Origin of the sequence: Escherichia sp. E14S1 (assembly GCF_004211995.1) — a bacterium.
GTDB lineage: Bacteria > Pseudomonadota > Gammaproteobacteria > Enterobacterales > Enterobacteriaceae > Escherichia.
This window is the reverse complement of record NZ_RHJQ01000002.1, coordinates 154,647-170,070: the sequence shown is the minus strand read 5'-3', so window position 1 is coordinate 170,070 and position 15,424 is coordinate 154,647. Positions and strand designations below refer to the sequence as shown.

The 15,424-nt window shown below is 52.0% G+C and carries 12 protein-coding genes; 6 read left to right on the top strand and 6 right to left on the bottom strand.

Going from position 1 to position 15,424, the window contains the following annotated elements:
* The first annotated feature begins 259 nt into the window (after nucleotides 1-259).
* The 6 genes from caiT (at nucleotide 260) to caiE (ending at nucleotide 7,408) form a co-directional block, all read left to right on the top strand.
* Complete coding sequence (gene caiT, locus D9734_RS01495) at nucleotides 260-1,774, top strand: L-carnitine/gamma-butyrobetaine antiporter (RefSeq protein WP_130204855.1); 1,515 nt, start codon at nucleotides 260-262, stop codon at nucleotides 1,772-1,774.
* Nucleotides 1,775-1,804: 30 nt separating this feature from the next.
* Entirely contained in the window at nucleotides 1,805-2,947 is a 1,143-nt protein-coding gene (gene caiA, locus D9734_RS01490) for a crotonobetainyl-CoA dehydrogenase (protein WP_130204853.1), read from the top strand.
* A 127-nt stretch (nucleotides 2,948-3,074) separates the two neighbouring features.
* Nucleotides 3,075-4,292 carry an L-carnitine CoA-transferase gene (caiB, locus tag D9734_RS01485; protein ID WP_130204851.1) on the top strand — a complete coding sequence of 406 codons (1,218 nt, stop codon included), beginning with the start codon at nucleotides 3,075-3,077 and terminating at the stop codon, nucleotides 4,290-4,292.
* 72 nt (nucleotides 4,293-4,364) lie between these two features.
* Nucleotides 4,365-5,918 (top strand): crotonobetaine/carnitine-CoA ligase, encoded by a 1,554-nt coding sequence (gene caiC / locus D9734_RS01480; RefSeq protein WP_130205062.1) that lies wholly within the window; start codon nucleotides 4,365-4,367, stop codon nucleotides 5,916-5,918.
* A gap of 108 nt (nucleotides 5,919-6,026) precedes the next feature.
* Nucleotides 6,027-6,812 (top strand): crotonobetainyl-CoA hydratase, encoded by a 786-nt coding sequence (gene caiD, locus D9734_RS01475; RefSeq protein ID WP_130204849.1) that lies wholly within the window; start codon nucleotides 6,027-6,029, stop codon nucleotides 6,810-6,812.
* Nucleotides 6,813-6,817: 5 nt separating this feature from the next.
* Nucleotides 6,818-7,408 carry a carnitine operon protein CaiE gene (gene caiE / locus D9734_RS01470; RefSeq protein ID WP_130204847.1) on the top strand — a complete coding sequence of 197 codons (591 nt, stop codon included), beginning with the start codon at nucleotides 6,818-6,820 and terminating at the stop codon, nucleotides 7,406-7,408.
* 208 nt (nucleotides 7,409-7,616) lie between these two features.
* Here caiE and caiF read toward each other — a convergent pair whose 3' ends face one another.
* From caiF to rihC, 6 genes are all read right to left on the bottom strand, one after another.
* On the bottom strand, nucleotides 7,617-8,012 hold the full coding sequence (gene caiF, locus D9734_RS01465) for a carnitine metabolism transcriptional regulator CaiF (protein WP_130204845.1): 396 nt from the start codon (nucleotides 8,010-8,012) through the stop codon (nucleotides 7,617-7,619).
* A 259-nt stretch (nucleotides 8,013-8,271) separates the two neighbouring features.
* Nucleotides 8,272-11,493 (bottom strand): carbamoyl-phosphate synthase large subunit, encoded by a 3,222-nt coding sequence (carB, locus tag D9734_RS01460; RefSeq protein ID WP_130204843.1) that lies wholly within the window; start codon nucleotides 11,491-11,493, stop codon nucleotides 8,272-8,274.
* 17 nt (nucleotides 11,494-11,510) lie between these two features.
* Nucleotides 11,511-12,659 carry a glutamine-hydrolyzing carbamoyl-phosphate synthase small subunit gene (gene carA / locus D9734_RS01455; RefSeq protein WP_000597260.1) on the bottom strand — a complete coding sequence of 383 codons (1,149 nt, stop codon included), beginning with the start codon at nucleotides 12,657-12,659 and terminating at the stop codon, nucleotides 11,511-11,513.
* A 455-nt stretch (nucleotides 12,660-13,114) separates the two neighbouring features.
* Nucleotides 13,115-13,936, bottom strand: coding sequence for a 4-hydroxy-tetrahydrodipicolinate reductase (gene dapB, locus D9734_RS01450; protein ID WP_130204841.1), 822 nt, complete (start codon nucleotides 13,934-13,936; stop codon nucleotides 13,115-13,117).
* Nucleotides 13,937-14,096: 160 nt separating this feature from the next.
* Nucleotides 14,097-14,462, bottom strand: coding sequence for a DUF805 domain-containing protein (locus D9734_RS01445; RefSeq protein ID WP_130204839.1), 366 nt, complete (start codon nucleotides 14,460-14,462; stop codon nucleotides 14,097-14,099).
* Between the two features lie 22 nt (nucleotides 14,463-14,484).
* On the bottom strand, nucleotides 14,485-15,399 hold the full coding sequence (rihC, locus tag D9734_RS01440; protein WP_130204837.1) for a ribonucleoside hydrolase RihC: 915 nt from the start codon (nucleotides 15,397-15,399) through the stop codon (nucleotides 14,485-14,487).
* Between the last annotated feature and the right edge of the window lie 25 nt (nucleotides 15,400-15,424).

Sequence of the window (15,424 nt, the reverse complement as noted above, 5' to 3'; positions counted from 1 at the left end):
ATATTGAAAGTCAGATGCTATTTTTTTACTCAAAATCAAATCCATCATATTGATTAATAATGGATATTTACACAAAGACACTCTGTTTTTACCCGATGAAAAACCGTGACTTACATCACAGAATGCAGCCAATTGAATACCCATTATGAGTTAGCCATTAACGCGTCCACGAGGTTAATAATAATTATATTAAATGTTAACAAAAATAAAACAAACGGGAACGCAAAATAAATATTCGTTTTCACAGTGGAATTAACTCATGACAAAAGAAAAGAGTAAAACGGGAATAGAACCGAAGGTGTTCTTTCCGCCATTAATAATCGTTGGCATACTTTGTTGGCTTACCGTAAGGGATCTGGATGCGGCGAATGTCGTTATTAATGCTGTATTCAGTTACGTCACCAATGTATGGGGATGGGCATTTGAATGGTATATGGTGGTGATGCTTTTCGGTTGGTTCTGGCTGGTGTTTGGCCCGTATGCCAAAAAGCGTTTAGGTAACGAACCACCAGAATTTAGTACCGCCAGTTGGATCTTTATGATGTTCGCCTCCTGTACGTCAGCTGCCGTACTGTTCTGGGGATCGATTGAGATCTACTACTACATCTCCACGCCGCCGTTTGCTTTAGCGCCAAACTCCACTGGTGCGAAAGAGCTGGGGCTGGCCTACAGTTTGTTCCACTGGGGACCGCTACCGTGGGCCACTTACAGCTTCCTTTCCGTCGCCTTCGCGTACTTCTTCTTTGTCCGCAAAATGGATGTAATTCGCCCCAGCTCCACTCTGGTGCCGCTGGTCGGTGAAAAACATGCCAAAGGCTTGTTTGGCACTATCGTCGATAACTTCTATCTGGTGGCGCTGATCTTCGCAATGGGCACCAGTCTGGGTCTTGCCACGCCGCTGGTGACCGAGTGTATGCAGTATCTGTTTGGTATTCCGCATACCCTGCAACTGGACGCTATTATCATTACCTGCTGGATCATCCTCAACGCTATCTGCGTAGCCTGTGGTCTGCAAAAAGGGGTAAAAATCGCCAGCGATGTGCGCAGCTATCTGAGTTTCCTGATGCTTGGCTGGGTATTCATCGTCAGCGGCGCCAGCTTCATCATGAACTACTTCACCGACTCGGTGGGGATGTTGCTGATGTATCTGCCGCGCATGTTGTTCTATACCGATGCCGTTGGCAAAGGCGGCTTCCCGCAGGGCTGGACCGTGTTCTACTGGGCATGGTGGGTAATTTATGCCATCCAGATGAGTATCTTCCTCGCGCGTATTTCCCGTGGTCGTACCGTGCGTGAACTGTGCTTCGGTATGGTGATGGGGCTGACAGCATCCACCTGGATCCTGTGGACCATACTCGGTAGTAACACTCTGCTGTTGATGGATAAAAATATCATCAACATTCCAAACCTGATCGAACAGTATGGTGTGGCGCGCGCCATCATCGAAACCTGGGCCGCTCTGCCGCTCAGCACTGCCACCATGTGGGGCTTCTTCATTCTCTGCTTTATTGCCACCGTTACCCTGATTAACGCCTGCTCTTACACCCTGGCGATGTCCACCTGCCGCGAAGTGCGCGACGGTGAAGAACCACCGCTGCTGGTGCGTATCGGCTGGTCAGTGTTGGTTGGTGTTATCGGCATTGTTCTGCTGGCGCTCGGCGGCCTGAAACCGATTCAAACCGCCATCATCGCCGGAGGATGCCCGCTGTTCTTCGTCAACATTATGGTGACGCTCTCCTTTATTAAAGACGCGAAACAGAACTGGAAAGATTAATTAACCCCCAAAATATCAAGAGGTTGAAAGATGGATTTTAATTTAAATGATGAGCAGGAACTGTTTGTCGCCGGTATCCGCGAACTGATGGCCAGCGAAAACTGGGAGGCCTATTTTGCCGAGTGCGACCGTGACAGCGTCTACCCGGAACGTTTTGTCAAAGCACTGGCGGATATGGATATCGACAGCCTGCTGATCCCGGAAGAGCACGGTGGTCTGGATGCGGGGTTTGTTACCCTCGCCGCCGTGTGGATGGAACTGGGTCGTTTGGGGGCGCCAACCTACGTGTTGTATCAGTTGCCTGGCGGGTTTAACACCATCCTGCGTGAAGGCACACAAGAGCAGATCGACAAGATTATGGCTTTCCGCGGCACCGGTAAGCAGATGTGGAACTCAGCGATTACCGAACCGGGCGCGGGCTCCGACGTGGGTAGCCTGAAAACGACTTATACCCGTAGAAATGGTAAGATTTATCTTAATGGTAGTAAGTGTTTTATTACCAGCAGCGCCTACACCCCGTACATCGTGGTGATGGCGCGCGACGGGGCTTCTCCGGACAAACCTGTCTACACCGAATGGTTTGTTGATATGAGCAAACCAGGCATCAAAGTGACCAAACTTGAGAAGCTCGGTTTGCGTATGGATAGCTGCTGTGAAATCACCTTTGACGACGTGGAACTGGACGAGAAAGACATGTTCGGTCGGGAAGGTAACGGCTTTAACCGCGTCAAAGAAGAGTTCGACCATGAACGTTTCCTGGTAGCCCTGACCAACTACGGTACGGCGATGTGCGCCTTTGAAGATGCGGCGCGCTACGCCAACCAGCGCGTGCAGTTTGGCGAGGCGATTGGTCGTTTCCAGTTGATTCAGGAAAAATTCGCCCACATGGCGATCAAATTAAACTCCATGAAAAACATGCTGTATGAAGCTGCGTGGAAAGCAGACAACGGCACCATCACCTCTGGTGATGCAGCGATGTGCAAATACTTCTGCGCTAATGCGGCATTTGAAGTGGTGGATAGCGCAATGCAGGTGCTGGGCGGTGTCGGGATTGCGGGCAACCACCGCATCAGCCGCTTCTGGCGTGATCTGCGTGTAGACCGCGTCTCCGGGGGATCTGACGAAATGCAGATCCTGACGCTGGGTCGTGCGGTGCTGAAGCAATACCGCTAAGTCCGTGCACTGCCTGATGCGACGCTGATGCGTTTTATCAGGTCTACGGAAGCACGAATGTCGGCCGGATAAGGCGTTTACGCCGCATCCGGCAGTCATGCGCTACACAATTTTTCAGGAGCTAATAATGGATCATCTACCCATGCCGAAATTCGGGCCGCTGGCCGGATTGCGCGTTGTCTTCTCCGGTATCGAAATCGCCGGGCCGTTCGCCGGGCAAATGTTCGCAGAATGGGGGGCGGAAGTTATCTGGATCGAGAACGTCGCCTGGGCCGACACCATTCGCGTTCAACCTAACTACCCGCAGCTCTCTCGTCGCAATTTGCACGCGCTGTCGTTAAATATTTTCAAAGATGAAGGCCGCGAAGCGTTTCTGAAATTAATGGAAACCACCGATATCTTCATCGAAGCCAGTAAAGGTCCGGCCTTTGCCCGTCGTGGCATTACCGATGAAGTCCTGTGGCAGCACAACCCGAAACTGGTTATCGCTCACCTGTCCGGTTTTGGTCAGTACGGCACCGAGGAGTACACCAATCTTCCGGCCTATAACACCATCGCCCAGGCCTTCAGTGGTTACCTGATTCAGAACGGTGATGTTGACCAGCCAATGCCTGCCTTCCCGTATACCGCCGATTACTTTTCTGGCCTGACCGCCACCACGGCGGCGCTGGCAGCACTGCATAAAGTGCGTGAAACCGGTAAAGGCGAAAGCATCGACATCGCCATGTATGAAGTGATGCTGCGTATGGGCCAGTACTTCATGATGGATTACTTCAATGGCGGCGAAATGTGCCCGCGCATGACCAAAGGTAAAGATCCCTACTACGCCGGTTGCGGTCTGTACAAATGCGCCGACGGCTACATTGTGATGGAACTGGTGGGCATTACTCAGATTGCAGAATGCTTTAAAGATATCGGCCTCGCACATCTGCTCGGCACGCCGGAAATCCCGGAAGGCACCCAGCTTATCCACCGTATCGAATGCCCTTACGGACCACTGGTAGAAGAGAAACTCGATGCCTGGCTGGCGGCGCACACCATCGCGGAAGTTAAAGAACGCTTTGCTGAACTGAATATCGCCTGCGCCAAAGTGCTGACCGTACCGGAACTGGAAAGCAATCCACAGTATGTGGCTCGTGAATCAATCACCCAGTGGCAAACGATGGATGGTCGCACCTGCAAAGGGCCAAACGTGATGCCGAAATTCAAAAATAACCCAGGCCAAATCTGGCGCGGAATGCCATCACATGGCATGGATACGGCTGCCATTTTGAAAACTATCGGCTACAGCGAAAACGACATTCAGGAGTTGGTCAGCAAAGGTCTGGCCAAAGTTGAGGACTAAACGCGTGGCGCCAGTCGGCTTGCCTGACTAGCGCCCGCCCAATAACAAACGAACAAAATGGATAGAGGTGCAATGGATATCATTGGCGGACAACATCTACGTCAAATGTGGGACGATCTGGCGGACGTTTACGGTCATAAAACGGCGCTGATTTGTGAATCCAGCGGCGGAGTCGTTAACCGGTATAGTTATCTTGAGTTAAATCAGGAGATTAACCGCACGGCAAACCTGTTTTATACGCTGGGGATTCGCAAAGGCGACAAGGTTGCTCTACATCTCGACAACTGCCCGGAATTTATCTTTTGCTGGTTCGGGCTGGCAAAAATTGGCGCGATTATGGTGCCGATTAACGCCCGCCTGTTGCGCGAGGAAAGCGCGTGGATCCTGCAAAATAGCCAGGCGTGCCTGCTGGTGACCAGTGCGCAATTCTATCCTATGTATCAACAGATTCAGCAGGAAGATGCCACGCAGTTGCGGCACATTTGCCTGACAGATGTGGCGCTTCCCGCTGATAATGGTGTGAGTTCGTTTACTCAACTGAAAAATCAACAACCTGCCACCTTGTGCTATGCACCGCCGCTAACGACCGACGATACGGCGGAAATTCTCTTTACCTCCGGTACCACTTCCCGACCGAAAGGGGTGGTGATTACCCATTACAACCTGCGCTTCGCTGGATATTACTCTGCCTGGCAGTGCGCACTGCGTGACGATGACGTCTACCTGACGGTAATGCCTGCGTTTCATATCGATTGCCAGTGTACTGCGGCGATGGCGGCGTTTTCTGCCGGAGCCACCTTTGTGCTGGTCGAGAAATACAGCGCCCGCGCCTTCTGGGGACAGGTACAGAAGTATCGCGCCACCGTTACCGAATGTATTCCGATGATGATCCGTACGTTGATGGTGCGACCGCCTTCAGCGAGCGATCAGCAACACCATCTGCGGGAAGTAATGTTTTATCTCAACCTGTCGGAGCAGGAAAAAGATGCGTTTTGTGAACGCTTCGGCGTTCGCTTGCTGACCTCTTATGGGATGACGGAAACCATTGTTGGCATTATCGGCGATCGCCCTGGCGATAAACGACGCTGGCCGTCGATTGGTCGGGCGGGGTTTTGCTACGAAGCGGAGATTCGCGACGATCACAATCGTCCGCTCCCGGCTGGTGAGATCGGTGAAATCTGCATTAAAGGCGTACCGGGAAAAACCATCTTCAAAGAGTACTTTCTCAACCCTGAGGCCACCGCTAAAGTCCTGGAAGCTGATGGCTGGCTGCATACTGGCGATACCGGATACTGCGACGAAGAGGGCTTTTTTTATTTCGTCGATCGTCGCTGCAATATGATCAAACGCGGTGGGGAGAATGTCTCTTGCGTAGAGCTGGAAAATATTATCGCCGCGCACCCGAAAATTCAGGACATCGTGGTTGTTGGTATTAAAGATTCGATTCGCGATGAAGCCATCAAAGCGTTTGTGGTGCTGAATGAAGGTGAAATATTGAGCGAAGAGGAGTTCTTCTACTTTTGCGAACAGAATATGGCGAAATTTAAAGTGCCCTCTTATCTGGAGATAAGAAAAGATCTGCCACGTAATTGCTCGGGGAAAATAATCAGAAAGGCGCTGAAATAAACACTACAGCAGGGTACTACCCTGTCTGGTAATAATCACGTTTAAAAATAATATGCATTTTTTTGCAGGGGCGTTGTCGTCCCTGAAAAAGCAAAATGGAGAAAAGGAATGAGTGAATCATTACATCTGACCCGCAATGGATCAATTCTGGAAATTACCCTTGATCGCCCAAAAGCGAATGCTATTGATGCAAAAACCAGCTTTGAAATGGGCGAAGTATTTCTAAATTTCCGTGACGATCCGCAATTACGCGTCGCCATTATTACTGGTGCCGGAGAGAAATTCTTTTCCGCAGGCTGGGATTTAAAAGCGGCAGCAGAAGGCGAAGCACCGGATGCTGACTTTGGTCCGGGTGGTTTTGCGGGCTTAACCGAAATTTTCAATCTCGACAAGCCGGTTATCGCAGCTGTGAACGGCTATGCCTTTGGCGGCGGCTTTGAACTGGCACTGGCGGCAGATTTTATTGTCTGTGCCGATAACGCCAGCTTCGCTCTGCCGGAAGCTAAACTGGGCATCGTACCTGACAGCGGCGGCGTGCTGCGTCTGCCGAAGATCCTGCCGCCTGCCATCGTCAATGAAATGGTAATGACTGGCAGAAGAATGGGCGCAGAAGAGGCGCAGCGTTGGGGGATCGTCAACCGCGTGGTTAGCCAGGCGGAACTGATGGATAACGCCCGCGAACTGGCGCAGCAACTGGTTGACAGCGCCCCGCTGGCGATCGCGGCGCTGAAAGAGATCTACCGCACCACCAGCGAAATGCCGGTAGAAGAAGCGTATCGCTATATTCGCAGCGGCGTGTTGAAACACTATCCATCGGTTCTGCATTCGGAAGATGCCATTGAAGGGCCGCTGGCGTTTGCCGAGAAGCGCGATCCGGTGTGGAAAGGACGTTAACAACCGTGAGCTATTACGCCTTTGAGGGGTTAATTCCGGTGGTTCACCCGACGGCGTTTGTCCATCCCAGTGCTGTATTGATTGGCGATGTGATTGTGGGAGCCGGTGTCTACATCGGCCCACTCGCCTCACTGCGTGGTGACTACGGGCGGTTGATCGTGCAAGCGGGAGCCAATATTCAGGATGGCTGCATCATGCACGGCTACTGTGATACTGACACCATTGTGGGGGAAAACGGCCATATTGGTCATGGCGCAATCCTGCATGGTTGTGTGATTGGTCGCGATGCACTGGTTGGGATGAACAGCGTGATTATGGATGGCGCGTTCATTGGCGAAGAGAGCATTGTTGCCGCTATGAGCTTTGTCAAAGCGGGCTTTAGTGGCGAGAAACGCCAGTTGTTGATGGGCACGCCAGCCCGCGCTGTACGCAGTGTTAGTGACGACGAGTTACACTGGAAACGGTTGAATACCAAAGAGTATCAGGATCTTGTCGGGCGCTGTCATGCATCGTTACATGAAACGCAGCCGTTGAGGCAAATGGAGGAAAATCGCCCCCGTTTGCAGGGGACGACGGATGTGGCGCCGAAACGGTAACATCGTCGGATGCGGCATAAACGCCTTATCCAACCCGGCTGAAGAGCAACCGTAGGCCGGATAAGATGCGCCAGCATCGCATCCGGCGATAGCTGTCGGATGCGGCATAAACGCCTTATCCAACCCTGCTGGAGAGCAACCGTAGGCCGGATAAGATGCGCCAGCATCGCATCCGGCGACCAGGTCGCACGGTATCAACGAAATGACATTAACGACGCATACTCTTTGACAACATCATCTGCCACTTCTGCTCGCGGTTAAGTTCCGTGAGCGGAACGGCAGGAATACGCGGCGTCTTTCTTACGCCGACTAATTTATCCCGGCTGTTATTGCGCAGGCGCGCGTAAATTTGCTCATCGATATCGACCACTTTTACCAGTCGCTGGCACTGGCATCCCCGCCCTTCCAGCTTATTAGGGATCATCTTAACTTCGCAGCTTATTTCTGCGACTTCCGACAGAATATAAGTCAGGGTATTAACCGCCTTGCTGTGTTCAATATCGAAATGAATAGAGATCTCTCTTGCTATCACCCATCGGTTTTCAGCCATCATCCATTCGGCGATTAACAAATAGAGTGGTTTTTCAACACATCCTTCACACATACGAACTCCAGTTTCACAAATTAAAAGACTGGCTATGACTCGTTTTGCAGCAATTAAACAAGGCCATATTAAAATTGTGGATATATCGATAGTATGCAACCTAACGAAGGATTAGTGTGAGCAAAATCCTGCTTACGCCATCAAAAATATGAATTCCAACAAAGTTTTGTCTTACAGATAAAAAAACGGTCCTCTTTCGAGAACCGTATTAGTTATTCGATCAAATTGGCGAATAAAACATATCCGCCATCACACGCTATTATTTGATCTGTGCGTGCATTTCCTGCACCGAAATAACTTTTTCGGTCGCATCGGCATTCAGCGCCATCGCGGTAGCGAAACCACCGTTCAGGGTGGTGTCATAATGCACTTTATATTGCAGCGCACTGCGACGAATCACGCGGGAGTCTTCAATCGCGCGACGACCTGAGGTGGTGTTGATGATGTAGGTGTATTCGCCATTCTTGATACGGTCCTGAATGTGCGGACGACCTTCATGCACCTTGTTTACCAGACGCGGGTTGATACCCGCTTCGCCCAGCACAATCGCCGTGCCGTGGGTTGCATCCAGCTCGAAGCCCTGTTTCAGCAGTTTTGCCGCCAGGTCCACCACGCGTTCTTTGTCGCCTTCACGCACGGAGAGCAGCGCACGGCCCTGTTTCTTCATGGTGGAGTTACTGCCCAGCTGCGCTTTGGCGAACGCTTCAGCGAAGGTGCGACCCACGCCCATCACTTCCCCGGTGGAGCGCATTTCTGGCCCTAACAGCGGGTCAACGCCCGGGAATTTGTTGAACGGCAGCACCACTTCTTTCACCGAGTAGTACGGCGGGATAACTTCTTTAGTCACGCCCTGCTCAGCCAGCGATTTGCCTGCCATCACGCGCGCCGCCACTTTTGCCAGCGGCACGCCGGTGGCTTTGGAGACGAACGGAACGGTACGCGCCGCACGCGGGTTAACTTCAATCAGGTAGACTTCGTTGTTTTTCACCGCAAACTGCACGTTCATCAGGCCGCGCACCTGCAATTCGAAGGCCAGTTTCTGCACCTGTTGGCGCATCACATCCTGAATTTCCTGACTTAAGGTGTAGGCTGGCAGAGAACATGCGGAGTCACCGGAATGCACGCCCGCCTGCTCAATATGCTCCATGATGCCGCCAATCAGCACCATTTCGCCATCGCAGATGGCGTCCACGTCAACTTCTACCGCGTCATCGAGGAAGTGGTCCAGCAACACTGGCGCATCGTTAGACACGCTGACCGCCGTCTGGAAGTAGCGACGCAGGTCAGCTTCGTCATAGACGATTTCCATCGCCCGACCGCCGAGAACGTAAGACGGACGTACCACCAGCGGGTAGCCAATCTCTTTTGCCTTCTCAACCGCCATTTCAATAGCGGTAACGGTGGCGTTCGCCGGTTGTTTCAGTTTCAGACGGTCAACCGCATGCTGGAAGCGTTCACGGTCTTCCGCACGGTCGATAGCATCCGGGCTGGTACCGATAACCGGGACGCCAGCGGCTTCCAGCGCACGTGCCAGTTTCAGCGGAGTCTGACCACCGTACTGGACGATAACGCCTTTCGGCTTCTCGATACGCACGATTTCCAGTACATCTTCCAGGGTTACCGGCTCGAAGTAGAGGCGGTCGGAAGTGTCGTAGTCGGTGGAGACGGTTTCCGGGTTACAGTTCACCATAATGGTTTCGTAACCGTCTTCGCGCAGCGCCAGCGAGGCGTGTACGCAGCAGTAGTCGAATTCGATACCCTGACCGATACGGTTCGGGCCGCCGCCAAGCACCATGATTTTTTCACGGTCGGTAGACGGATTCGATTCGCACTCTTCTTCATAAGTGGAGTACATATAAGCGGTGTCGGTGGCAAATTCTGCCGCACAGGTATCCACGCGCTTATAAACCGGGTGCAGATCATACTGGTCGCGCAGCTTGCGGATTTCCGCTTCGCGAACGCCCGCCAGTTTAGCCAGACGCGCATCGGCAAAGCCTTTGCGTTTCAGCTGGCGCAGGAAGTCAGCGTTCAGGCCAGTGATGCCCACTTCTGCCACTTTCTCTTCCAGACGAACCAGCTCTTCAATCTGTACCAGGAACCAGCGGTCAATGTTGGTCAGGTTGAAGACACCGTCTACAGACAGGCCCGCACGGAAAGCATCGGCGATATACCAGATACGCTCTGCGCCTGCGTCTTTCAGTTCGCGACGGATTTTGGTTAACGCTTCCGGGTCATCCAGGCTCACTTTCGGGTCGAAGCCAGTTGCGCCCACTTCCAGGCCGCGCAGCGCTTTTTGCAGGGACTCCTGCTGCGTGCGACCAATCGCCATCACTTCGCCAACCGATTTCATCTGAGTGGTCAGACGGTCGTTCGCACCAGCGAATTTCTCGAAGTTGAAGCGAGGAATTTTAGTCACCACGTAGTCGATGGACGGCTCAAAGGAGGCCGGAGTACGTCCGCCGGTGATGTCGTTCATCAGTTCGTCGAGGGTGTAACCCACCGCCAGTTTCGCTGCCACTTTGGCAATCGGGAAACCAGTGGCTTTCGACGCCAGCGCCGAAGAACGGGACACGCGCGGGTTCATTTCGATAACAATCAGGCGACCGTTTTTCGGGTTCACCGCAAACTGGACGTTGGAACCACCGGTTTCAACACCGATTTCACGCAGCACTGCCATCGAGGCGTTACGCATGATTTGATATTCTTTGTCGGTCAGCGTTTGCGCTGGCGCGACAGTGATGGAGTCACCGGTGTGGATGCCCATTGCATCGAAGTTTTCGATAGAGCAGACGATGATGCAGTTGTCGTTTTTATCACGCACCACTTCCATCTCGTACTCTTTCCAGCCAATCAGCGACTCATCAATCAGCAGCTCTTTGGTCGGGGAGAGATCCAGACCGCGGGCGCAGATTTCTTCAAACTCTTCGCGGTTATAAGCGATACCGCCACCGCTACCGCCCATGGTAAAGGATGGGCGAATAATGCACGGGAAGCCCACGTCAGCGGCAACCGCCAGCGCTTCTTCCATCGTGTGTGCAATACCGGAACGCGCAGTTTCCAGACCGATTTTCTTCATCGCTACGTCGAAACGGCGGCGGTCTTCTGCTTTATCAATCGCATCGGCGGTAGCACCAATCATGGTGACGCCGAACTCTTCCAGCACACCCTGACGCTCCAGCTCCAGCGCGCAGTTCAACGCCGTCTGACCGCCCATCGTTGGCAGCACTGCATCCGGGCGCTCTTTTTCAATAATCTTGCGTACCACTTCCCAGTGAATCGGCTCGATGTAGGTCGCATCAGCCATTTCCGGGTCGGTCATGATGGTCGCCGGGTTGGAGTTCACCAGAATGACGCGGTAACCTTCTTCGCGCAGGGCTTTACATGCTTGCGCGCCAGAGTAGTCAAACTCACACGCCTGACCGATAACAATCGGGCCCGCACCCAGAATCAGGATACTTTTTATATCTGTACGTTTTGGCATGACTCTTTTACTCCTGATTACTTAGCGGTTTTACGGTACTGCTCAATTAACTCGATAAAGTGGTCGAACAACGGCGCGGCGTCGTGTGGACCAGGGCTGGCTTCCGGGTGCCCCTGGAAGCTAAACGCCGGTTTATCGGTGCGATGAATCCCCTGTAATGTACCGTCGAACAGGGATTTATGCGTGACACGCAGGTTTGCAGGTAATGTTGCTTCATCCACCGCAAAACCGTGGTTCTGGGCGGTGATCATCACCACGTTTTTCTCAACATCTTTCACCGGATGGTTGCCGCCGTGGTGACCAAATTTCATTTTGACAGTCTTCGCACCGCTCGCCAGCGCCAGCAACTGATGGCCGAGGCAGATGCCGAATACCGGGATGTCGGTTTCGAGGAATTTCTGGATGGCAGTAATAGCGTAATCGCACGGGGCCGGGTCGCCAGGACCGTTGGAGAGGAAGATACCGTCTGGATTCATTTTCAGCACATCTTCCGCAGAAGTTTGCGCCGGAACGATGGTCAGGCGGCAGCCTCTGTCCACCAGCATCCGCAGGATGTTGCGCTTGGCACCGAAATCGTAGGCCACGACGTGGAACGGCAGCTCGTCTTCTTTTTTCGCTTCTGGCAGGCCGCCGGTCAGCGTCCAGCTCCCTTGTGTCCAGCTATAGGCTTCTGCGGTGGTCACTTCTTTTGCCAGATCCATGCCGTTCAGACCTGGGAACGCGCGGGCTTTTTCTAATGCCAGCGCCGCATCCGGGTTATCGCCCGCGATAATGCAGCCATTCTGTGCGCCTTTCTCGCGCAGTAAACGCGTCAGCTTACGGGTATCGATATCGGCAATCGCCACGATGTTATGGCGTTTCAGGTAAGAAGAGAGGTCTTCGGTGTTGCGGAAGTTGCTGGCAATCAGCGGCAGGTCGCGAATCACCAGACCTTGTGCATGTACCTGAGAAGATTCTTCATCGGCGTCATTAGTGCCGACATTGCCAATATGGGGATAAGTAAGAGTAACGATTTGACGAGAATAGGAAGGATCAGTGAGGATTTCTTGATAACCGGTCATTGAAGTATTGAAAACGACTTCCCCAACCGCCGAACCTGTTGCCCCTATGGCCCGACCGTGAAACTGGGTTCCGTCTTCCAGAACCAATAGCGCTGACTTAATCAAAACACCCTCCAGAGAATATTCACTCACTTTATTTGCATATTAATTCGCAATGATGACGCAAATCAATGCAAATCTGCCTACCGACGAATTTCTGGCAAACGGCGGCATTCTGGAGATATGGGCGCTAAAAGTCAACTCAATCGCGGTATTTATTATATGATTTTATGCGTCATGCATATTTTTATGGCATTAAGCGACAAAAAGATCACCTAACGTAGTCAGGAAAACGCTTGCACAGCGAGAAGAATGTAAAAACAAAATTCACTCGGAAAAAAGTGGACCAGATGGTCAAAATTTACATTAAAACAACAAAAACCACAGACAAAACTTTATATTTTTAGCAATTTGCATCAACAATTAAGAAAAAAACACAAAATAAAAGGGCCAAAAATCAAAGCCCTTTATAATCAACGAATTAGATATGTTATTTTTGCATCAATACAAATGTTTTGTGGTTATAATTTATTGAGATCCAGCACATCTCGCATATCAAAAAGACCATTTTTCTTGCCATTTAGCCACAATGCCGATCTTACCGCACCGTTAGCAAATGTCATGCGGCTGGACGCCTTATGGGTAATCTCCAGACGTTCGCCGATATCGGCGAACATGGCGGTATGTTCACCCACGATGTCACCCGCTCGTACAGTGGCAAAACCAATGGTGCCAGGAACACGTTCACCGGTATGGCCCTCACGACTGTAGACCGCGCAATCTTTCAGGTCTTTGTCCAGTGCATGAGCAATCGCCTCCCCCATCGCCAGCGCAGTGCCTGACGGCGCATCGACTTTATGTCTATGATGTGCTTCGATAATTTCAATATCGGTGTAGTCACCCATTACCTGAGTGGCTTTCTCCAGCAGCTTAAGCATGACGTTAACGCCAACGCTAAAATTGGCGGCAAAGACAATCGCAATATCTGTGGCAGCGTCACGAATCGCTTGTTTGCCAGCGTCATCAAAACCCGTTGTACCAATCACCATCCCTTTACCATGCTGGCGACAAAAAGCGAGATGGTTCAGCGTACCTTCCGGACGGGTAAAATCGATAAACACATCAAAATCATCTTTTACCGCGTCGAGGCTGCTTTGCACGGTAACGCCTGTTTTTCCGACTCCGGCCAGTTCACCAGCGTCGCTGCCCAGTAAAGAAGATCCTTCGCGCTCCAGCGCCGCGCCCAGCTGCACGCCTTCTAATGCCAGCGCCGCCTGAATCAACTGGCGGCCCATACGCCCCCCGGCTCCCGCGATGGCAACGCGGATGTTTGCATTATGCATAGCTATTCTCTTTTGTTAATTTGCATAGACCGTTTTCAGAGTAACCAGCGCATCGCTACGCCGCCAGCCAAAAACGCTGATAATTAGAAATTAATGATAAACAGGGAGGGATATCAGTGAAAGGCATGACGCAGAAAGTGATGCGTCATACCATCTGTCATTATGCCTGGTCTTGTGACTTTGACGGCAGGCAGCAAAGTATAAGCAGAATTACGCCCGTAACAGGGATCAACACGACAATAATGACCCACCACCCTGGATATCCGATATCGTGCATCCTTCTGACGGCTAGCGCCATCGCCGGTACGGCAAAAATCAACGTTAAAATAAATGACGCGGGCAGCGCAAAAAAAATGAAAACACCATAGTCATTGTTCATTGTTTCCGCAAACCACCAGCATAAAAGCGGTAGCAGACAGATAACGACACTACCGATCATAAACGACCAGAACTCAAAACGGGTGGCGACACCTTCATAATTAAAGATGTTTTTCCACCCTTCCAAATACGCTTCTCCATACGTCATAGAACACTTCCTTGTTTTCTGATTAGTTCGCCAGGGCCAGCACTTCCGCCACCCACTGCTGAAAGCCTTTCACATCCAGATCCAGCGCCACCTGCACGTTTGCAGGTTTACTCAGGCAACCGTCGATATCAACAACCGTAGTACCTGAGGTAAATTCGCCCTGCGTTTCCACTGCCACAAAACACGGCTTGAGAGTGAATAAGTCCGGGCGCACCAGCCAGGCGATGGCGCAGAGATCGTGCATACGCAGGCCGCTTTGCATACTGCCGCTACGGTAGTGACTAAACAAGGCGTGCAGCATTTTTCCGGTACGATTCAACTCCGGCAATGTAGCAAGATAATCAGGAGCTAACACCGCCTGATTGGTGACATCCAGACCGCACATGACGATTTCGATGCCGCTACGGAAGACGCACGCAGCCGCTTCTGGATCGGCAGCGATATTAAACTCGGCGTTTGGTGTGCAGTTGCCGCGTCCGGCAGAACCACCCATGATCACCAGACGGCGAATATGCGGTTTGCATTCCGGGCATTGTGAAAGTAACAGCGCAATATTGGTTAACGGGCCGATGGCTACCAGAGTAACAGGCTCAGGCGCACGCAGCAGGGCATCCCGAATAGCCAGAAATGCGGGTTTGTCCAGTGGGCTTCTGTTGTGCTCGACAAAGTCGTAGCCAGCCATTCCCGATTCACCGTGCACAGATGCTGCATTACGCGGTGCGCGTACCAGCGGCACGGCAGCTCCCTGGGCAAGCGGAATCTCCGCATTCCAGAAATGCAGCAGTTGCAGGGCGTTGCGGGTAGTTTTCTCAACCGAGACATTACCTGCGACGGTGGTCATCAGTTGCAGGTCGAGCTCGGGGGCAAAAATCGCGGCGGCAATGGCGACGGCATCGTCAATGCCGGGGTCTGTATCGAGGAAAATAGGTAAACGCATGTTTTCTCCATAAAAAATGCCGGTA